Source organism: Luteibacter sp. TLI7-4A, from assembly GCF_056754745.1.
Window position 1 is genome coordinate 2809779 of record NZ_JBPGWO010000001.1, and the last position, 19402, is coordinate 2829180.

The 19402-nt window shown below is 65.4% G+C and carries 16 protein-coding genes and 1 riboswitch; of the genes, 13 read left to right on the forward strand and 3 right to left on the reverse strand.

The features are described from left to right. Positions 1 to 62: 62 nt before the first annotated feature. Positions 63 to 2768 (reverse strand): phosphoenolpyruvate carboxylase, encoded by a 2706-nt coding sequence (gene ppc, locus ACR9Y6_RS12440; RefSeq protein WP_481281564.1) that lies wholly within the window; start codon positions 2766 to 2768, stop codon positions 63 to 65. 95 nt (positions 2769 to 2863) lie between these two features. Then, positions 2864 to 2946: riboswitch (S-adenosyl-L-homocysteine riboswitch) on the forward strand. Between the two features lie 18 nt (positions 2947 to 2964). Between ppc and ahcY the strand changes: the two genes are divergently transcribed. Next, positions 2965 to 4392, forward strand: a complete 1428-nt coding sequence (gene ahcY / locus ACR9Y6_RS12445) for an adenosylhomocysteinase (RefSeq protein WP_481281565.1) — start codon at positions 2965 to 2967, stop codon at positions 4390 to 4392. A 107-nt stretch (positions 4393 to 4499) separates the two neighbouring features. Continuing rightward, positions 4500 to 6083: a Gfo/Idh/MocA family protein gene (locus tag ACR9Y6_RS12450; RefSeq protein WP_481281566.1), complete on the forward strand. Its 1584-nt coding sequence runs from the start codon at positions 4500 to 4502 to the stop codon at positions 6081 to 6083. Here ACR9Y6_RS12450 and ACR9Y6_RS12455 read toward each other — a convergent pair. Further along, a complete protein-coding gene (locus ACR9Y6_RS12455) occupies positions 6080 to 7177 on the reverse strand; it encodes a LacI family DNA-binding transcriptional regulator (RefSeq protein ID WP_481281567.1) in 1098 nt (365 codons plus the stop codon). The genes ACR9Y6_RS12450 and ACR9Y6_RS12455 overlap by 4 nt on opposite strands. 325 nt (positions 7178 to 7502) lie before the next feature. Here ACR9Y6_RS12455 and ACR9Y6_RS12460 point away from each other — a divergent pair, with 325 nt between their 5' ends. From ACR9Y6_RS12460 to ACR9Y6_RS12510, 11 genes are all read left to right on the forward strand, one after another. Next, entirely contained in the window at positions 7503 to 8681 is a 1179-nt protein-coding gene (locus ACR9Y6_RS12460; RefSeq protein ID WP_481281568.1) for a Gfo/Idh/MocA family protein, read from the forward strand. Then, a complete protein-coding gene (locus ACR9Y6_RS12465; RefSeq protein ID WP_481281569.1) occupies positions 8678 to 9883 on the forward strand; it encodes a nucleoside permease in 1206 nt (401 codons plus the stop codon). Before ACR9Y6_RS12460 ends, ACR9Y6_RS12465 begins: the two co-directional genes overlap by 4 nt. Before the next feature lie 16 nt (positions 9884 to 9899). After that, positions 9900 to 10775, forward strand: a complete 876-nt coding sequence (locus ACR9Y6_RS12470; protein ID WP_481281570.1) for a sugar phosphate isomerase/epimerase family protein — start codon at positions 9900 to 9902, stop codon at positions 10773 to 10775. A gap of 10 nt (positions 10776 to 10785) precedes the next feature. Further along, positions 10786 to 12477 (forward strand): GMC oxidoreductase, encoded by a 1692-nt coding sequence (locus ACR9Y6_RS12475; RefSeq protein ID WP_481281571.1) that lies wholly within the window; start codon positions 10786 to 10788, stop codon positions 12475 to 12477. A 10-nt stretch (positions 12478 to 12487) separates the two neighbouring features. Beyond that, complete coding sequence (locus tag ACR9Y6_RS12480) at positions 12488 to 13078, forward strand: gluconate 2-dehydrogenase subunit 3 family protein (protein ID WP_481281572.1); 591 nt, start codon at positions 12488 to 12490, stop codon at positions 13076 to 13078. A gap of 1 nt (position 13079) precedes the next feature. After that, a complete protein-coding gene (locus ACR9Y6_RS12485) occupies positions 13080 to 14135 on the forward strand; it encodes a sugar phosphate isomerase/epimerase family protein (protein ID WP_481281573.1) in 1056 nt (351 codons plus the stop codon). Beyond that, complete coding sequence (locus ACR9Y6_RS12490; RefSeq protein WP_481281574.1) at positions 14132 to 15043, forward strand: hydroxypyruvate isomerase family protein; 912 nt, start codon at positions 14132 to 14134, stop codon at positions 15041 to 15043. Before ACR9Y6_RS12485 ends, ACR9Y6_RS12490 begins: the two co-directional genes overlap by 4 nt. Positions 15044 to 15063: 20 nt before the next feature. After that, positions 15064 to 15840, forward strand: a complete 777-nt coding sequence (locus ACR9Y6_RS12495) for a 3-keto-disaccharide hydrolase (RefSeq protein WP_481281575.1) — start codon at positions 15064 to 15066, stop codon at positions 15838 to 15840. 84 nt (positions 15841 to 15924) lie between these two features. Next, a complete protein-coding gene (metF, locus tag ACR9Y6_RS12500; RefSeq protein WP_481281576.1) occupies positions 15925 to 16755 on the forward strand; it encodes a methylenetetrahydrofolate reductase [NAD(P)H] in 831 nt (276 codons plus the stop codon). A 62-nt stretch (positions 16756 to 16817) separates the two neighbouring features. Further along, the gene (locus ACR9Y6_RS12505; RefSeq protein ID WP_481281577.1) at positions 16818 to 17330 is read left to right on the forward strand and encodes a DUF4124 domain-containing protein; all 513 of its coding nucleotides are present in this window, start codon (positions 16818 to 16820) and stop codon (positions 17328 to 17330) included. A 94-nt stretch (positions 17331 to 17424) separates the two neighbouring features. Continuing rightward, positions 17425 to 18342, forward strand: coding sequence for a branched-chain amino acid transaminase (locus tag ACR9Y6_RS12510; RefSeq protein ID WP_481281578.1), 918 nt, complete (start codon positions 17425 to 17427; stop codon positions 18340 to 18342). Between the two features lie 175 nt (positions 18343 to 18517). On the opposite strand, the gene ACR9Y6_RS12515 is transcribed toward ACR9Y6_RS12510, so the two are convergent. Next, entirely contained in the window at positions 18518 to 19393 is an 876-nt protein-coding gene (locus tag ACR9Y6_RS12515) for a hypothetical protein (protein WP_481281579.1), read from the reverse strand. Positions 19394 to 19402 lie beyond the last annotated feature (9 nt).

Consider the following 19402-nt stretch of genomic DNA (forward strand, 5'->3'; position numbering starts at 1 on the left):
GGAGCACCCCGAACGGGTGCCCATGGCCGTTATGTCGGCAGGCCCGGGCGGGGCTTTAGCCCTCAACCCGTATTCTGGAGCCCTTGTGAGACGCCGTTCACACAGGCGACCAGGGCGCTGAGCAGGGCGTCGTCTTGTCCACCGGTGGCGCGCCAGCGCCGCAGGAGGTCGACCTGGAGCAGGCTCATCGGGTCCACGTACGGGTTGCGCAGGCGGATCGAGGTGGCCAGCCGGGGTTCGGCGGCCAGCAGTTCCTTCGCGCCCTTGAGCTTCAGCAGCCAGGCGACGGTCCGCACGAACTCCTCGCGGATCATCGGGAAGAAGCGCTCGTGCAAGGGGCCGGCCAGGCGGGAGAAGGCCTCGGCGATGTCGATATCCGCCTTGGCCAGCACCATTTCCACGTCGTCCAGCATCGTCGAAAAGAAGGGCCAGTCGCTGGCCATGCGCACCAGCGACGCCTCGCCACATTCCCTCGCCACCGTATCCAGCGCGGCGCCAAGCCCGTACCAGCCGGTGAGCACCGCGCGGCACTGGGTCCAGGAAAACACCCAGGGAATCGCGCGCAGGTCTTCCACGCCTTTCATGCTGCGCCGGCGCGCCGGACGCGAGCCGAGCGTCATGCGCTCGATCACGTCGATGGGCGTGGCGCCACGGAAGTACTCCACGAAGCCCTCGGTATCGACGAAGGCGCGATAGGCCTTGCGGCTTTCCCCGGAAAGCCGCGCCATGGTCTCCTTCCACGCCGCCTCGCGTGATTCGACCTCGCGCGGTCGCAACGAGGCGCGCATCACGGCGCCGAGCGTCTGTTCCAGGTTGCGCACGGCGAGCGCGCGGATGCCGTACTTGCGATGGATCACCTCGCCCTGCTCGGTGACACGCAACACCCCGCCGACGGAGCCGCGCGGCGACGCCATCAAGGCAGGCGTGATGCGCGATCCACCACGGCTCGCCGAGCCGCCGCGGCCATGGAAGAAGGCCACGCGGACGCCCGCCTTCGAGGCCACGTCGAGCAGTTCCACCTGCGCACGCTGCAGGCTCCACTTGGAGGCGACGGTTCCACCATCCTTGCCACTATCGGAATAGCCCAGCATCACCCACTGCCGGTCGCCACGCGCCTTGAGGTGGGCGCGATAGACGGGGTCGTCGAGCAACGCCTGGAGCGTTTCCGCACCGCCGGCGAGGTCGTCGATGGTCTCGAACAGCGGCGCGATGTCGAGCGGCACGCGGCCGTCCTCCAACAGGCCACCCCGCCGCGCGAGCGCCAGCACGGCGAGCACGTCCGCGGCGGTCTCGGCCATGCTGATGATGTAGAGCCCGGTGGCTTCCGGTCCATAGCGCTTGCGCGAATCGGCCAACGTGGCAAACACCGCGCGCAGCAACCCGGCCGCCTCGTGATCGTCGCCTGCGACGAAACTGCGCTCGCCCGCCGCGTAAGGCCGCAGCGTCTTCACGCGTGCCGCCGTATCGCGGTTGGTCCAGTCGCCGTCGCCGAGCAACGCGGCCAGTGCCTCGTCATGGACGCGCGCATCCTGGCGCACGTCCAGGCGCGCGAGATGGAATCCGAACGTGCGCGCGCGCCACAGGAGGCGGTTCACCGCATACGCACCGGCATGCGCGCCGCCGTGCTCGACAAGGCTCTTCTCGACCAGTGCGACGTCACCGATGAACTCGTCCGCCGACGCATAGGCCTCGGGGCCTTCATGCAACGTGGCGTCGAGGCGCGCGGCGACGAAGGTCAGGAACCCGCGATAGGGCATGTCGGCATGCCGGGGCCGGATGCGTTCCGCCGCATCGGGAAGGCGCTCGCGATAATCCTCGATGCGCCGCTGGAGCTTGTCGTCCAGCGTGACACGGTCCTCGGTCTGGCTGAGCAGGCGGCCGAGGCCGGCGACGTCCTCCATGTAACGCTCGAGCACCAGCGTCCGCTGCGCCGCGAGGGTGGCGGCGATGGTGTCCGCGTTGACGTTGGGATTGCCGTCCATGTCGCCGCCCACCCAGGTGGCGAAGCGAAGCAGGCGCGGGATCGTCACGCCTTCGCCGTAGGTTTCCCCGATGGCCTGCTGCAGCGACTCATAGAGGGCGGGCAGCACGCGGTAGATCGGCCGGGAGATGTAGAAGCCGACATGGTCGAATTCATCCTGCACGCTGGGCCGCACCGGCGAGGCTTCGGCGGTCTGCCATCCGGCGGAAAGCGCCATCAGGATGCGCGCATCGTCGTCGCGCAACTCCTGCGGTGTTCGCGTGGGATCGAACTCATCGACCAGCGCCCGGACGATTTCCTGCTCTTTCTCAAGCAACGAGCGGCGCACGGCTTCCGTCGGATGGGCGGTGAACACCGGCTCCACGTCCAGCCGTTCGAGCAGCCGGACCAGTTCGTCGCGGCTGACGCCATCCTTCTTCAACAGGGCGAGCACCGCCGCCAGCGACTCCGGCTGCGGCGCCCCACCCTCGCGCTGGTAGTCGCGGCGGCGTCGGATGCGATGGACCCGCTCGGCGGTGTTCACCGCCTGGAAGTAGGTGGCGAAGGCCCGGGCCAGCGCCTCGGCATCCGCCGCGTCCAGGCCGGTGAGCGACTCGGCCAGCGCATCCACGGCCGCTCCGCTGCGCCGGCGGTGGATCGCCGCCGTGCGCACGTGTTCCACGCGCTCGAAGAAGGCCTGGCCGCCCTGTTCCGCCAGCATCTGGCCGACCAGGGCGCCGAGGCGGCGCACGTCCTCGCGCAAGGGGCCATCGTGGGGCAGGAACTCGGGATCGCGTGCGACTTCCATGGGACTCTCGGTTGGCGTCGAAACCCTGAGAGTACCGAAAAAGATGTGTTCATCCCTGCATCCGAATTCCGCGATACAATCTGCGGACCGTTTTGCCCGCCGAGGGGCGCTGCGACCATGGGAACGTCCCCATAGGCCAGGCTCGGCGCGGCGTCCCACCAAACGGCGCCCCCGTGAATTTCCGGAGCTACGCCAGATGAACGCCGTCACCAAAGACACCTTCCAGGATTACAAGGTCCGCGATATCTCGCAGGCCGCCCTCGGCCGCCGCCGCATCCGCATGGCGGAAGAGGAAATGCCGGGCCTGATGCAGATCCGCGCCCGTTATGCCAAGGAGAAGCCGCTGCAGGGCGTGCGCCTCTCCGGCTCCCTGCACGTCACCAAGGAAACCGCCGTGCTGGCCGAGACCCTGCGCGAGCTGGGCGCGTCGGTCCGCTGGGCCTCCTGCAACATCTTCTCCACCCAGGACGACGTCGCCGCGGCGCTGGCCGCCGGCGGCCTGCCGGTGTTCGCCTGGAAGGGCGAGTCGCTGGAGGAATACTGGGATTGCACGCTCGACATGCTGACCCACCCGGGTGAACTCGGCCCGCAGCTGATCGTCGACGACGGCGGCGACGCCACCCTGCTCATCCACAAGGGTCTCGAACTCGAGCAGGGTTCGGACTGGGCGAACTCGCCGGGCGCCAACCACGAGGAACAGGTCATCAAGGACCTGCTCAAGCGCGTCGCCAAGGAGCGCCCGGGTTTCTGGACCAAGGTCGCCGCCGAATGGCGCGGCGTCTCCGAAGAGACCACCACCGGCGTGCACCGCCTGTACCAGCTCGCCGAAGCCGGCAAGCTGCTGGTCCCGGCGATCAACGTCAACGATTCGGTCACCAAGAGCAAGTTCGACAACCTCTACGGCTGCCGTGAATCGCTGGCCGACGGCATCAAGCGCGCCACCGACCTGATGGTCGCCGGCAAGGTCGCCGTCGTCTGCGGCTACGGCGACGTGGGCAAGGGCTGCGCTCATTCGCTGAAGGGCTTCGGTGCCCGCGTCATCGTCACCGAGATCGACCCGATCAATGCCCTGCAAGCCGCGATGGAAGGCTTCCAGGTCACCACTATCGAAGAGACCCTCGGCCTCGGCGACATCTACGTCACCACCACGGGCAACAAGGACATCATCACGCTGGAGCACATGGCGGCGATGAAGAACAACGCCCTGGTCTGCAACATCGGCCATTTCGACAACGAGATCCAGATCGACCGCCTGAACGCGGCGAAGGACGTCACCCGCGAGACGATCAAGCCGCAGGTCGACCGCTACACCTTCGCCAAGGGCAACAGCATCTACATGCTCGCCGAAGGCCGCCTGGTGAACCTTGGCTGCGCCCACGGCCATCCGAGCTTCGTCATGTCGAACAGCTTCTCCAACCAGACGCTGGCGCAGATCGACCTGTGGAAGAACAAGGACACCTACGAGAAGACGGTGTACCGCCTGCCGAAGAAGCTCGACGAGGAAGTCGCCCGCCTGCACCTGGAGCAGATCGGCGTGAAGCTGACCGTGCTCACGCAGGAACAGGCAGACTACATCGGCGTACCGGTGGAAGGCCCGTACAAGCCGGACCACTACCGCTACTGATCGAACGATCCATCGCGGTCACGAGGAGGCGCCTTCGGGCGCCTTCTTGCGTTGTCGACGACGGTTTAGTATTGACGGTCGCACCGTACCGGGGGTTCACGCAGCGCATGACGGACGAATCGAAGATCGAGAAAGAGAATCTGGTCCACGGCGCGGGGGAGACGCCCGAAGATGCGCAGGCTGACCTCAAGATCTCACGCCGTCACTTCCTCGCGGGCACGGCCCTCGCCGCGACCGGGTTGATGATCGTGCCCCGCCACGTCCTGGGCGGGCCCGGTCATACGCCGCCCAGCGATCGGTTGAACATTGCCGGCATCGGCGTCGGTGGGATGGGCGCGCACAACATCCGCGCCCTGGCCGGCGAGAACATCGTCGCCCTGTGCGACGTGGATTGGCGCTATACGGATGAGTCCTTTCGCAGGATGTTCGGCGACCTGGGGAAAACGCAGGCACGCCTCGACAAGGCTCGAACCGCGGCGGAGCGCCGGGAACTGCAGGACGAGATCGAGCATACGAAGCTGCTTTCCCGCAAGTTCGGTTCGATCAGGCGCCATACCGATTACCGCAGGATGCTCGAGCAGCAAAAGGACATCGACGCGGTGGTCATCGCGACGCCGGACCACCTGCATGCGACGATCGCCAGCGCGGCGATGGGCCTTGGCAAGCACGTCTACGTGCAGAAGCCCCTCACCTGGTCGATTCACGAAGCCCGGGAACTGGCCAGGAAGGCGAAGGAGAATCCCCGGATCGTCACACAGATGGGAAACCAGGGGCATTCGACCGACGATGCCCGGTTGATCAACGAGTACATCGCGGCCGGGGCGATCGGCGATGTGCGCGAAGTCCACGTATGGACGAATCGCCCGCTTGCCTACTGGCCGCAAGGCATTCCACGTCCGCAAGCCAGGCCTGACCCGGGCGACGCGAACTGGGACATGCATGCTGTGACGGATCGGCTCGCCAATGCCATGGCCGGCAACTATCCGATGCCGCAGGGGCTCGCGTGGGATCTCTTCCTCGGTCCCGGCCCCGTCGTCGAATACCACCCCCTCTATCACCCGTTCAACTGGCGCGGATGGGTGGATTGGGGCGTGGGTGCCATCGGCGACATGGGGGCCCATCTGATCGATTCGCCGTTCTGGTCGCTGGACCTTGGTTTTCCGACGTCCGTGGAGACCGTGTCGACACCGTTCGACAAGGCGTCCTATCCCATGGCGACGATGACCTACTACGACTTCCCTGCACGCGGCGGCATGCCGCCGGTGAGGCTCACCTGGTACGACGGCGCATTGCTGCCGCCCGGGCTGGAGGCGCTCGGAGCCGGACAGATGAGCAAGGATGGCGGCGTGCTCTATATCGGTGACAAGGGCAAGCTGATCCACGAGACATACGGTGCGAACCCGCGGCTGCTGCCGCAATCGTTGCACGATTCGGTGGGCACGCCTCCCCGGACATTCGCACGCATCGGGACCTCGCACGAGATGAACTGGGTGGATGCCTGCAAGGGGAAGGGTCAGGCATCGTCGCCATTCGCGTACGCCGCGCGGCTGACGGAAGTCATGCTGCTAGGCGTCGTGTCCCTCCGGGCAGGTGGCAGGATCGAATACGACGCGCCGAACATGCGCATCACCAATCTGCCGGAAGCCAACGAATTCCTGCGTCGTGAGTATCGCGAAGGCTGGTTCCTCTAGGACTGGTCGGCGTCCGCCAGCCGCGTGCGCCGACAAGGCCCGGTCGATCCCCGCAGCACCAGTTCGGCGGACAACACCCGCTTGCGCGTTGGCACCTCCGGGTCGTTGAGTATCTCGATCAGCATCATCATGGCTTCGCGCCCCAGCGCGTTTTTTGGCTGGGAAACGGTGGTCAACGGTGGCGAGGTGTAGCGGGCGAAGCGGATGTCGTCGAAGCCGACGACGGAGACGTCTTCCGGGATGCGCAGGCCACGGGAGATCAGGGCGCGCATCGCGCCGATGGCCATTTCATCGTTGGAGCAGAAAACCGCGCTAAAGGACAGGCCCTGCGAAAGGAACAACTCGACGGCTCGTTCGCCGGCTTCGATGGAGAAATCCCCGGCGGCGGTAAGGGCGGGGTCGACGGCGATGTTCGCTCGCTGTAACGCGAGGTGGTAACCCTGCTCGCGATCGACGCAGATCGGGCTCGACGAGGGGCCGGCGATGAAGGCGATCTCGCGGTGCCCCAGGGTCACGAGATAGTCGACGGCGGCCGCGGCCGCCGCGACGTTATCGACGTACACGCTCGATATGGCGCTGTCCTTGACGTATTCGCAGGCGTTGACGAGCGGCAGACGGCCCTCGATGGGGATCGCCGGCACGCGATGGAACATGGTGATGATGCCATCGGCCTGCCGGGCTGCGACCATGTCGGCATAGGCCTGTTCGCGCACGAGACTGCTCTGCGTCTCGCCCAGAAGCACGGAGTACCCATTCTCGTAGGCGACCTGCTCGATACCTCGGATCACTTCCGAGAAGAACGGGTTGGCGATGTCGGGAAGCAGGGCGACGATCAGCCGCGTCCGCGCGGTCCGCAGGTTGCGCGCAAGCGCGTTGGGCGTATAGCCGAGACGTTTGACGACCTCATGGATGCGCTGACGCGTTTTCTCGCTCACGATTTCAGGCCGTTGCAGTGCGCGCGAAACGGTTGCCACTGAAACCTTTGCGATGGCGGCGATTTCCTTCACCGTGCGCACGCGGATGGGCTGCGGCGCAACATCGGTGCGCTGGCCATTGCCGCCTTTCCGCTTTCGCCTGGATTCCTCTGTACTCACGCGTTTTCCATCCCTTTGCCTGCCCGAGGCGTTCCGCACGATAACAGCCGGCGACGCTTTGAATATGTTGCATTGCAATGTAATGGATTACATAAAACCGTTGCAGGCTTCTTCACCCGTCTGATACATATCTTGGCATGTTCAGGGCTCTCGACGATGGGCGGCCCGGGGAAATCACGGATTCGAAGCAGGCGAAAGCCTTCTGGTCCGCATGCCACAGGGATGTAATCGAATACATTTTCGGCGGCAAGAGGTCGCTGGGGGAAGCCATGGCAAGCCAGTCGATATCGAAAAGCGGCAGGACCATCGACCGATGAGGCTCGGCATGGGACTCGTCGGCCCCGGCTTCATCGCCGCGCATCATCTCGATGCCGTACGGCGCCTGGGCGACGTCGAGGTGGTCGGCATCGCCGGCTCCAGCTTCGAATCCGCGAAAAAACGGGCACGCGAGTTGAATGCCGGCCAGGCTTATGCGGGTTACCGCGAACTGCTGGCCGATCCCGCTGTGCACGTGGTGCACAACACCACGCCGAATCATCTGCACCGTGAAGTCTCGCTGGCGGCGCTGCGCGCCGGCAAGCACGTGATCTCCGACAAGCCCCTGGCCGCCACGATGCAGGAAGCGCGAGAGCTTTACGAGGCCGCGCGCGACGCGAATCTCGCTCATGTCGTCACGTTCAACTACCGAGGCTATCCGCTCGTGCAGCAGGCACGCGCGATGATCGCCAAGGGCGAGATCGGCAAGAGCGTGTTCGTGCACGGTTGCTACCTGCAGGACTGGCTCACCGATGAGCGCGCTTACACGTGGCGCCTGGACCCCAAGCTGGGCGGTGCCAGTTCCGCGCTCGGGGATATCGGCTCGCACTGGTGCGACCTGGCCGAGCACGTGACGGGCGCGCGCATCGCCGCGGTACTGGCCGACCTGCACACGGTGGTACCCGTGCGCGAAGCACCGGACGCCTCGGCGAAAGCCTTCACGGGCGCGGCGGCGACCGCCGGGAAACCACGCGAAATCACCAGCGAAGACCTGGCCAGCGTACTGCTTCGTTTCGACAACGGTGCGCGCGGTTGCGTCACCGTCGGCCAGGTGCTCCCCGGTCACAAGAACGACCTTCGCCTCGAGGTCAACGGACGCGAAGGCTCGGTAGCGTGGCGCCAGGAACAACCCAACGAACTCTGGATCGGGCATCACGCGAAGGCGAACACGACGCTCACGCGCGATCCCGCGCTCCTGGACCCTTCCGCCCGGGCTTATGCACACCTGCCCGCTGGTCATCCCGAGGCCTGGGCGGACGCGTTCCGCAACGTGATCTCCGACGCCTACGCGTGGATCCGCCAGGGCGCCACGCCGGAAGCGAAACCCATCGCGCTGCCCACGTTCGCCGACGGCTACCGCAATAGCCTCCTGGTGGACGCCATGCTCAAGAGCCATGCCGCCGGGGGCGCATGGCAGTCGATCGAAGACCCTTTCGAGCCCACACGTACAACGAGGAAACGCGGATGAAATGGCGCCTTAGAGTGATGATGTTGTTCGAATTCGGAATCTGGGGCGCATGGTACGTCACCGTCGGCACCTGGCTCGGCAAGACGCTGCATTTCACCGGCACGGAAATCGGTGCCGTCGCGGGCACCACCGCCATCGGCGCGATCATCTCGCCGCTGTTCGTGGGGTTGCTCGCCGACCGCCTCTTCGACACGCGCCGGGTGCTCACCCTGTTGCACCTCATTGGCGCCGTCCTGCTCGCGGTCGCCGCGCAGCAGACCACGTTCGCGCTGGTATACGCTCCCCTGCTGGCTTACAGCCTCTGCTACATGCCGACCCTGGCTCTCACCGCCTCGCTCGCCATGCGGCACATCAAGGACCCGCAGGAAGAATTCGGTGCCATCCGGGTGTTCGGCAGCATCGGCTGGATCGTGGTGGGCCTGGTCGTCGGTGCGTGGGGCGTGGAAGCCACGGCATCTCCCCTTCTCCTGGCGGCCGGCCTTTCGGTCGTGATGGCGGGCTACTGTTTCACCCTGCCCCCGACGCCGCCGCTGGCGCGCCATACGCGCTTCGAGATGCGCCATGCGCTGCCGCTCGAATCGCTGCACCTGCTCCGCGGGCGCTCGATGGCGGTGTTCGCCCTCGCCTCGTTCCTGATCTGCATCCCGCTGCAGTTCTACTACGCGTTCACCAACCTGTTCCTCAACGAGGCCGGCGTGGCCAACGCCGCCGGCAAGATGACCGGCGGGCAGATGTCGGAGCTGTTCTTCATGCTCCTCATTCCGTGGTTCTTCCGGCGCCTGGGCGTGAAGTGGATGCTCGCCGTCGGCATGCTCGCCTGGGTGCTCCGTTATGCCATGTTCGCCTTTGGCGGCACCGGAGAGCTGATGTGGATGCTCTGGCTGGGCATCATCCTGCACGGCGTCTGCTTCGACTTCTTCTTCGTGGTGGGCCAGATCTACATCGACCGTGAAGCCCCGCCCGCGCTGCGCGCGGCAACGCAGGGGTTGATCACCTTCCTGACCTACGGCCTGGGCATGTTCGTCGGTTCATGGCTGTCCGGCGTGGTGGTCCAAACCTATACGCGAAGCGACGCGACGCACGACTGGCACGCCATCTGGCTCATTGCCGGCGCCTTCGCCGCCTTCGTTTTCGCCCTCTTCGTCGTGCTCTTCAAAGATCGCAAGGCCACCGCGGATACCGCCGTCGCCGTCACCCCCTGATTCGGGAGAACCATTCATGATGAATCGCAGGCAGTTCCTCGCGCGTTCCGCGCTGTGTGGCACGGCGCTGGGGCTCGGCCTCGGCGCACCGGGAAAGCTACTTGCCGCCGCATCGAAGGGCAAGGGACTGGGCATCCAGCTCTACATGGTGCTCGACGCCTATAAGAACGACCCCGTCGGTACGCTCCACACCCTGAAGTCGATCGGCTATACGGAGATCGAAGCCATCGTCACCAGCACGGCCGCGACCCTGCGCGATCAACTGAAGGAAGCCGGCCTGGGCTGCCCGAGCATGCACTTCGACAGCCTCGGTTTCGAGGCCGGCATCGAAGCCGCGCATACGCTCGGCGCCCGGTACATCGTCAGCAGCATGTTGCCCTCGATCATGCAGAAGGAAGCGAGCAAGCCGGGCGAACCGTCTTATTCGCTCGACGACGCCAAGCGCACGGCCGAGTATGCGAACCGCCTGGGTGAGAAGGCCAACAAGGCCGGCCTCCAGTACGCATATCACAACCACCACGCCGAGTTCACCGACGTGGGCGGCGGGCAGGTGTTCTACGACGTACTGCTGAAGGAAACGGACAAGAAGCTCGTGCAGTTCGAACTCGACTGCGGTTGGGTCGCCGCCGGCGGCAAGAATCCGGCCGACTACTTCAAAGCCAACCCGGGTCGCATCCCGCTGATGCATGCGAAGGATTTCCTGCACGGCGATCACAAGGATTACCCGGGCGCCGAACTCGGCCACGGCAAGCTCGACTACAAACCGATCATGGCGGCAGCCGACACCTCCGGACTGAAGCATTGCTTCGTCGAACAGGAAGGCCCGTACGCCCGCATGAGCCCGCTCGACGCCGCGCGCGTCGATTACGACTACCTGCGCCCGTTGCGCTGAAGGGAAAGGCATGGGAAAGAACACATTCGACGCCATCGTCGTCGGTACTGGCGTCAGCGGTGGCTGGGCCGCCAAGGAACTCACCGAGAAGGGCCTCAAGACGCTCGTGCTCGACCGCGGCCCGATGGTCAAGCACGGCGATTACCCCACGGCCATGAAGGCACCGTGGGAACTGCCCTACGGGGACGAACCGACGCAGGAAGACATCGCCCGGTGGCCCAAGCATACGCGCCCCTCGTTCTACGGCATCACCCAGTCCACCAAACACTGGTTCGCCGACGACATCGACAACCCGTACGAGGAAACCAAGCCGTTCGACTGGTTCCGCGGCTATCACGTCGGTGGACGTTCGCTGATGTGGGGCCGGCAGAGCTATCGCCTCAGCCCGATGGACTTCGAGGCGAACGGCAAGGAAGGCGTAGGCGTGGATTGGCCGATCCGCTATGAAGACCTCGCGCCGTGGTACGACCACGTCGAGCATTTCATCGGGGTCAGCGGCAACACCGATCACCTGGCCCAGCTGCCGGATGGCGATTTCCTGCCACCCATGGAGCTCAACTGCGTCGAAAAGGACTTCCAGGCGAAGCTGGACGACAAGTTCGACCGCAAGCTCATCATCGGCCGCACCGCCAACCTCTCCGCACCGCTGAAACACAACCAGAGCCCGCAACGCGCGACCTGCCAGTATCGCAACCTGTGCATGCGTGGATGTCCCTTCGGCGGCTACTTCAGCAGCAACTCGTCTACCCTGCCTTCCGCCGAGCGCACGGGCAACATGACGATGGTGACCAACGCCATCGTCTACGAGCTGATCTACGACAACGACAAGGGCAAGGCCACCGGCGTGCGCGTACTGGATGCGGAGACCGGTCACCAGACCGAATACTTCGCCCGGGTGATCTTCATGTGCGCGTCCACCTTCGGCACCTCGCACATCCTGCTGAACTCGACGTCGAGCCGCTTCCCCAACGGCTTCGGCAACGACAGCGGCGAACTCGGCCACAACATCATGGACCACCTGTTCGGCACCGGCGCACGCGCCACGGTCGACGGCCATGAGGACCGCTATTACTCCGGCCGACGCCCCAACGGCTTCTACATTCCCCGCTATCGCAACATCGGCAAGGACAAGCAGAAGTACCTGCGTGGTTTCGGCTTCCAGGGCGGCGCTGGCCGCCAGGACTGGACTCGCCTCGTCGATCAGCAGGTGCTGGGTGAAGAGCTCAAGCGCGCGGCCCAATCCCCCGGCCCCTGGTATGTCTCCATGATGGGCTTCGGCGAAATGCTGCCCTCGCACAAGAACTTCGTGACGCTCGACCGCGACCGCAAGGACAAGTACGGCCTGCCCGTCCTCAATTTCGATGCCGCGCACCAGGAAAATGAAATCATGCTCGGCAAGGCGATCATCGACGACGCGATGGAGATGCTCGCCGCCGCCGGCTATCGCGACGTGAATTCCTTCAAGATGAAGGCCAACGTCGGCGCCGGCATCCATGAAATGGGCACCGCACGCATGGGCCGCGATCCGAAGACCTCGGTGCTCAATGGCTGGAACCAGATGCACGCCTGCAAGAATGTCTTCGTGACCGACGGCTCGGCCATGACCTCGTCCGCCTGCCAGAACCCGTCCCTCACTTACATGGCGCTGACCGCACGCGCGGCCAACCACGCCGTGGAAGAACTCAAGCGCGGCAACCTCTGAGGATCTCGTCATGAATCGTCGCGAATGGTTGAGAAGCATGTCCGCGCTGGCCGTCGGCGCCATCGCGGGCCCGTCCTTGCTGGCAGTGTTCGACGCGCACGCCACGTCGCAGAAGCCGGATGCGAAGCCACAGTTCTTCGATCCGGCGCGGTACAGTCTGGTCGGCGCCGTGTCGGACATCGTGATTCCGCGTACCGATACCCCCGGAGCGGTCGATGTGGGCGTGCCGTTGTTCATCGACCAGATGTTCGTGGCCGTCTACACCAAGGCCGACCGGACGCGCTACCTCGGCGCCATGGCCGCCTTCGAGAAAGCCGCCGGCAAGCCCTTCTTCCAGCTCGACGATGCGCAGCGCAAGGCGCTGGTGACCAGGCTGCATGCCGAAGCGTTGGCCGTGCCCAGGGGCGGCAAGCCGGCGCCCGCGGCCGATTTCGTGCTGATGAGCAAGAAGCTCGCGATGCTGGGTTTCTTCCTGTCGCAGCCGGGTTGCACCCAGGTGCTCCAGTACGCCCCCGTCCCCGGCGCCTGGAAAGGCGATATCCCGTTGGCCGAAGCGGGCAACGGCAGGGCCTGGGCAGTAGAGACCGAACTGAAGATCTGACATGAAGACACTCAAGGGTCCAGGCATCTTCCTCGCCCAGTACGCATCGGACGAGGCACCGTTCAACACGCTGCCCGACATCGCCCGCTGGGCGTCGTCGCTCTCTTTCGTCGGGGTCCAGATCCCATCCAACGACCGCCGCCTGTTCGACCTGGAGCAGGCGGCGGCGAGCAAGACGTACTGCGACGACATCACAGGCATGCTCGCCGAACACGGCCTGGCGGTGACCGAACTGTCCACGCACCTGCAAGGGCAACTGGTGGCGTCGCATCCCGCGTACGACCGCCTGTTCGACGGTTTCGCTCCCCCGGCGCTACGTGGCCATCCGCAGCAGCGCCAGGAGTGGGCGGTACGGCAACTCAAGCTCGCGGCCACGGCAAGCAGGAACCTCGGCCTGACGGCGCATGCGACGTTCTCCGGCGCGCTGGCCTGGCACCTGTTCTATCCATGGCCGCAGCGTCCGGCAGGGCTCGTCGACGAAGCCTTCGCGGAACTCGGCAAGCGTTGGAAACCGATTCTCGATGCCTTCGACGAGGCCGGTGTCGACGTCTGCTATGAACTCCATCCCGGTGAGGACTTGCACGACGGCGCCACCTTCGAGCGATTCCTCGATGCGGTCGACCACCATCCGCGCGCCAACATCCTCTTCGATCCAAGCCACATGGTCCTGCAACAGATGGACTACCTGCGGTTCATCGACCATTACCACGAACGCATTCGCGCCTTCCACGTGAAGGACGCCGAGTTCCGGCCCAGCGGACGCTCCGGCGTCTATGGCGGCTACCAGAACTGGATCGACCGCCCCGGGCGTTTCCGTTCGCTTGGCGACGGGCAGATCGATTTCGGTGCGATCTTCAGCAAGCTCGCGCAATACGACTATCCGGGCTGGGCGGTGCTCGAATGGGAGTGCTGCATCAAGGATGCGCAGCAGGGCGCGATGGAAGGCGCTCCCTTCATCCGCGACCACATCATCAAGGTGACCGAGCGCGCCTTCGACGATTTCGCTTCGACAGGCAGCGACGTTACGTTCAACCGCCAGATCCTGGGGCTCGAATGAGCACGCCCGAAGACACGACCGACCTCGGCCGCCGTAGCGCATTGGGCCGCCTCGCCACCGCCGCGGCGGTCGTGGGAGCGGCGCCCCTGCTCGCTTCCGCCAGCACCGCCGCCGGAAAAACCAGTTCGCCGACGGCCCCTGGCGGGCGACTGAGGCAGTCGCTGAGCCGCTGGACATCCAAGGCGCCTCTTCCCGAGCTATGCAAGCGCCTGAAGGCCATCGGCTTCGCCGGCGTCGATCTTCTCCATGCGGACGAATGGTCGGTGGTAACGGGCAACGGGATGGCGGTATCGATGGGCTATCCCTCCAGGCGGGACAATTTCATCGAAATGGGCTTCAACGATCCGGCGAACCATGCCACGCTGATCAAGGAAATCGAGACCACGATCCCGCTCGCCAAGCGCGCAGGCGTGACCAACCTGATCACCATGTTCGGCAACCGCAAGGACGGCATCGACGATCGGCGGGCCATCGACAACTGCATCGCCGGGCTGTCGAAGATCGCACCGTACGCGGCGGAGAACGGCATCACGCTCTGCCTTGAACTGCTGAACAGCAAGGTGGACCACCATGGGTACCAGGGCGACAGCACCGCCTTCGGCGTAGCGGTGGTCAAAAGCCTCGACTCACCCAACGTCAAGCTGCTCTACGACATGTATCACATGCAAATCATGGAAGGCGACGTGATCCGCACCATCCGCGACAACATCCAGTGGATCGGTCACTTCCATACCGGCGGCGTGCCCGGCCGCCACGACATCGACGGCACGCAGGAACTCAACTACCGTGCGATCGCCATGGCCATCGCGGACCTGAACTACCGGGGCTTCATCGCGCATGAATTCATGCCGTCTCGCCCGGACCCCTTCGACTCGTTCGCCGAGGCATTCAGGACGTGCGCGGTATGACCTCTTGCCCCGGAATACCCATGAAACGCTTCGGCTCGACAACTCTTGCCCTCTTCACCCTCGTCTTCATCGGCTCGCAGTGCGCACGGGCGCAGGACGATCCGAAGGCGACGGAGCAATGGGAGCCGGTGCCCAGGCTCGTCACGCCGGGAGCGAAGGAAAACATGCCGCCTTCCGATGCGGTCGTGCTCTTCGATGGTCGTGACCTTGCCGGCTGGGAGGCGTCGAAGGATCACTCTCCCGCCCGCTGGAAAGTGCACGACGGCGTGGTCACCGTCGACAAGGCCACCGGAAACATCCAGACGCGGCGACGTTTCCGCAACTACCAGTTGCACCTGGAATGGCGGATACCGAAGGACATCACCGGTGAAGGCCAGGCACGCGGTAACAGCGGACTCTTTCTCGCCTCCACGGGCCCCGGCGACGAGGGCTATGAAATCCAGATCATGGATTCGTGGGAAAACAAGACCTACGTCAACGGACAGGCCGCGAGCATATACAAGCAGACGGCGCCCCTCGTAAACGCGGCGCGGCGCCCGGGCGAATGGCAGAGCTATGACGTCGTCTGGACGGCGCCGGTCTTCGCCGCCGACGGCTCGGTGAAATCGCCGGCGTACGTCACGCTGTTCCATAACGGCGTGCTCGTGCAAAACCACACCGAGCTTTCCGGCGAGACCTTCTACATCGGCAAGCCCAGGTACAAGGCCTATGCCGATGCGCCCATCAAGCTACAGGCGCACGGTGACCACTCCCAGCCCATCAGCTTCCGGAATATCTGGGTGAGGCCGCTGGACTGAATCGGCGCCCCCTCGAATGTCACGGACATCTTTCCATCTGGATGGAAAGATATTTATACTGCGGGCATCCACGCGAGATCGCCCATGCCCGCCATCAGCTTCGAATTCTTCCCGCCCAAGACCGACGAACAGCGCGCACAGCTCGATGCGGCGGTCGTCCGCCTCAAGGCGCACGCGCCGGACTATGTGTCGGTGACCTTCGGCGCGGGCGGGTCGACGCTCAGCTACACGGACGACACGGTGAAGCGCCTGCGTGCCGAGCACGACCTTTCGGTGGCGCCACACCTGTCCTGCATGGGTGGCACGAAGGCCGAGATCGCCGCGTTGCTGGACACCTACAAGGCCACCGGCTGTCGCCGCATCGTCGCCCTGCGCGGCGACCTCCCTTCCGGCATGGCCACCCCTGGCGACTTCCGCTACGCGGCGGAGCTTGTCGCCTTCATCCGTGAACACAGCGGTGACCATTTCCATATCGAGGTCGCGGCCTATCCGGAAACCCATCCCCAGGCCGAGAACGCGCTGGCCGACCTCAGGCACTTCAAGGCCAAGGTCGACGCGGGCGCCAATGGCGCGATCACGCAGTACTTCTTCAACGCCGATGCCTACTTCCGTTTCGTGGACGACGTGGCGAAGCTGGGCGTGCAGGTGCCGATCGTGCCGGGCATCATGCCGATCGCCAATTTCAGCCAGTTGCGCCGGTTCTCCGAGCAATGTGGTGCGGAAATCCCTCGCTGGATCGTGAAGCGCATGCAAGCCCACGGCGACGACGCGGCCGCGGTGCGCGACCTGGGTGCCGAGGTGGTGGCGGAACTGTGCCAGCGCCTGCTCGACGGCGGTGCGCCCGGGTTGCACTTCTACACGATCAACCGCGCGCGGGCCACGACCTCCGTGCTGGAGCGGCTCGCCGCGCGATAAACGTGCACGCCATCACCCTTTGGTGAGGCGCCCCCGGAGATGATGGCGCACCGCTCGCCACCGTGTTCCGCTCCGTGATCCGCGCCATCGTCCTGCTCCTGCTGCTTTTCCTCGCCCTGCCCGCCGCCGCGCAGACCGCGATCCATCGCTGTGTCGGACCCGATGGCCGCCCCGTCTTCAGCGACCAGCCATGCACCAGCGTTGGCGCCACGTCCGTCATGCCTGCGGCGGTGTCCTCCGCATGGGCGGCCGCGGCGGACGGCCCCTCCGCCGGCCTGCTCTGCGCGAAGGATCTCGCCGAGTTACGCGACGGCGTGGCGCAAGCCTTCGCCTCCCGCAGCGCCAACCGCATCGGCGGCCTGATCCTGTGGAACGGCTACGGCAGCGGCGGCACGGTCGAAAGCCTGCGCTCCATGGAACTGTTGGTACGGCAACCCCTGGTCTCGCTCGAAGGCAGCGAAGGCGGCGGCCTCGATGCGGTGACCGCGGGCCCGGGGGGCGATGGATCGACCCGCCGCGCGCATTTTGGCGTGGTAAGGGATTCCGGCTGCCTGTGGCTGCGGCCGCCGGGCTGAGACGGAAGCCCCATCCGCCGCCGCACTGACGCGACGCGCCATGTGGGCGGCGGCCGTACCCGTTATCATGGGCGGTCCCCTCCGGAGCGTACCCATGTCGCAGAACTACCCCGATTGGATCTGGCAGAACGGGCAGATCAAGCCCTGGCGCGAGGCCACCGTCCACGTGATGGCGCACGCGCTGCACTATGGCTCGTCGGTGTTCGAAGGCATCCGCAGCTATGAGACACCCGATGGCGCCGCCATCTTCCGCCTCACCGACCACCTGAAGCGCCTCTTCCTCTCGGCGAAGATCTACGACATCGAGATCCCGTACTCGGTGGACGAGCTGGCCGACGCCTGCCGCGACGTCATCAAGAAGAACGACCTCAAGGCCGCCTACCTGCGCCCCGTGGCCTTCCGCGGCCTGGGCGGCTTCGGCCTCTCGGCCGAATGCCCCACCGACGTGGCCGTGGCGACGTGGCCCATGGGCCCTTATCTCGGGCCAGAGGCGCTGGAAAACGGCATCGACGCCTGCGTATCGAGCTGGCAGCGCTTCGCACCCAATACGATCCCCGCCGGCGCCAAGGCCGGTGGCAACTACCTTTCCGGCCAGCTGATCGCGCGCGAGGCGCGCCGCCTGGGCTTCGGTGAAGGCATCGCGCTGGCCTCGACGGGCCTGCTCAGCGAAGGCGCGGGCGAGAACCTTTTCCTGGTCTTCGACGGCGTGCTGCACACCACGCCGGCCAGCGCCTCGATCCTCACCGGCATCACCCGCCACACGCTGATGACACTGGCACGCGAGGAAGGCATCGACGTGGTCGAACGCGACCTGCCGCGCGAGTACCTCTACCTCGCCGACGAAATCCTCATGTGCGGCACGGCGGCCGAAGTCACGCCGATCCGGTCCGTGGACGGCAAGAAGGTCGGCAGCGGCAAGGGCGGCCCGATCACCCGCCGCCTCCAGGAACTCTACTTCGGCCTGTTCACCGGCAAGACCGCCGACCGCTGGGGTTGGCTGGAGCCGTTGTAAACCCCTGGGCGCTTCCTTCGAGTGGCGACACCTTCGGGTGGGGGTGGGGGTGGGAAGCGCGCTGGCGCGCGATCGGGGTAGCCGCAAGTCCGATCGCGGCCCAGGCCGCTTCCCACCCTAGGCTGCTCCATCCTGGGCTGCTTTCTACCCCCAGGCTGCCTTCACCTTGGGACGCTTAATTGCAGAAGCCGTTCGGGTAGGTGGACGACTTATAGGCGTAGAGCCAGCTGGTCTTGCCACCGTCGTTGGCGATGTTCCAGCCGTTGCCGATCGAGCCGATCGCCTTGTTCAAGGTCTGCGAGCGGGTGAGCACCGGCGTGGTGAAGTAGTTGTCCGCGTCGGCCTCGACGCGGAACGACAACTCGGCGAGCGAGGGAGCGGACGCGCCGTTGACGTACCACAGGGTCAGCGTGAATTCGGCCACCGATTGACCGATATCGGATTCCGGGCCGTCGTATTCCTGCTGCGTCACCGTCACGCCCGCCACCGGCGAAAGTCCGGCGGTGGAGATATCCGACAACGCCGACGCACCCGGGAACTGCTTGATGAGCGCCGAGACGGTGGTGGGCGTGGTGGCCGCATCCTGTTTGGTGGAATGCGCGAGCACGAGACTGCCCGGCGTGACGTCGGTCTCGAACTTGGTCTCCTTGTTCTTGCCCGCACCCGATACGTCCGTCCAGTAGGACAACTCTTCATCCGCATGGCGGAACTTGAACTGGATGTCGTTGTGGTCGCCGGCGCGCGTACGCACCGAGTAGCCACGATTCATCAGCGAGCAGCTGTGCGGCGTGTCGTAATAGGCCAGCGTGTCGCGATCGCCCGCGCTGAAGCTGCCACTGATCGTCTTGTCGAAGGCAAGCGCGGACAGGCGCACCGAGACATCGTGCAGGAGCGTCGCCGCCGCGCTGGACGGATTGCTGGCGAAGCGCGTGGGATCGAGCAGCACCTTGTATTCCTTGCTGTCGACGTAGGCCGGCGTGTTGGCGTGGCTGGCCGTGGCGCCTAGCAGCAGCGTGGCCGACAGCAGGGATAGAACCGTACGTTTCATCATGCGCATGAC

Bases quoted from the DNA above. Each gene is read 5' to 3' on its own strand.
- ACR9Y6_RS12470 (WP_481281570.1), top strand. From the start codon at position 9,900: ATGATGAATCGCAGGCAGTTCCTCGCGCGTTCCGCGCTGTGTGGCACG.
- ahcY (WP_481281565.1), top strand. From the start codon at position 2,965: ATGAACGCCGTCACCAAAGACACCTTCCAGGATTACAAGGTCCGCGAT.
- ACR9Y6_RS12510 (WP_481281578.1), top strand. From the start codon at position 17,425: ATGTCGCAGAACTACCCCGATTGGATCTGGCAGAACGGGCAGATCAAG.
- ACR9Y6_RS12480 (WP_481281572.1), top strand. From the start codon at position 12,488: ATGAATCGTCGCGAATGGTTGAGAAGCATGTCCGCGCTGGCCGTCGGC.
- ppc (WP_481281564.1), bottom strand. From the start codon at position 2,768: ATGGAAGTCGCACGCGATCCCGAGTTCCTGCCCCACGATGGCCCCTTG.
- ACR9Y6_RS12485 (WP_481281573.1), top strand. From the start codon at position 13,080: ATGAAGACACTCAAGGGTCCAGGCATCTTCCTCGCCCAGTACGCATCG.
- ACR9Y6_RS12495 (WP_481281575.1), top strand. From the start codon at position 15,064: ATGAAACGCTTCGGCTCGACAACTCTTGCCCTCTTCACCCTCGTCTTC.
- ACR9Y6_RS12515 (WP_481281579.1), bottom strand. From the start codon at position 19,393: ATGATGAAACGTACGGTTCTATCCCTGCTGTCGGCCACGCTGCTGCTA.
- ACR9Y6_RS12475 (WP_481281571.1), top strand. From the start codon at position 10,786: ATGGGAAAGAACACATTCGACGCCATCGTCGTCGGTACTGGCGTCAGC.
- ACR9Y6_RS12490 (WP_481281574.1), top strand. From the start codon at position 14,132: ATGAGCACGCCCGAAGACACGACCGACCTCGGCCGCCGTAGCGCATTG.
- metF (WP_481281576.1), top strand. From the start codon at position 15,925: ATGCCCGCCATCAGCTTCGAATTCTTCCCGCCCAAGACCGACGAACAG.
- ACR9Y6_RS12460 (WP_481281568.1), top strand. From the start codon at position 7,503: ATGGGACTCGTCGGCCCCGGCTTCATCGCCGCGCATCATCTCGATGCC.
- ACR9Y6_RS12450 (WP_481281566.1), top strand. From the start codon at position 4,500: ATGACGGACGAATCGAAGATCGAGAAAGAGAATCTGGTCCACGGCGCG.
- ACR9Y6_RS12465 (WP_481281569.1), top strand. From the start codon at position 8,678: ATGAAATGGCGCCTTAGAGTGATGATGTTGTTCGAATTCGGAATCTGG.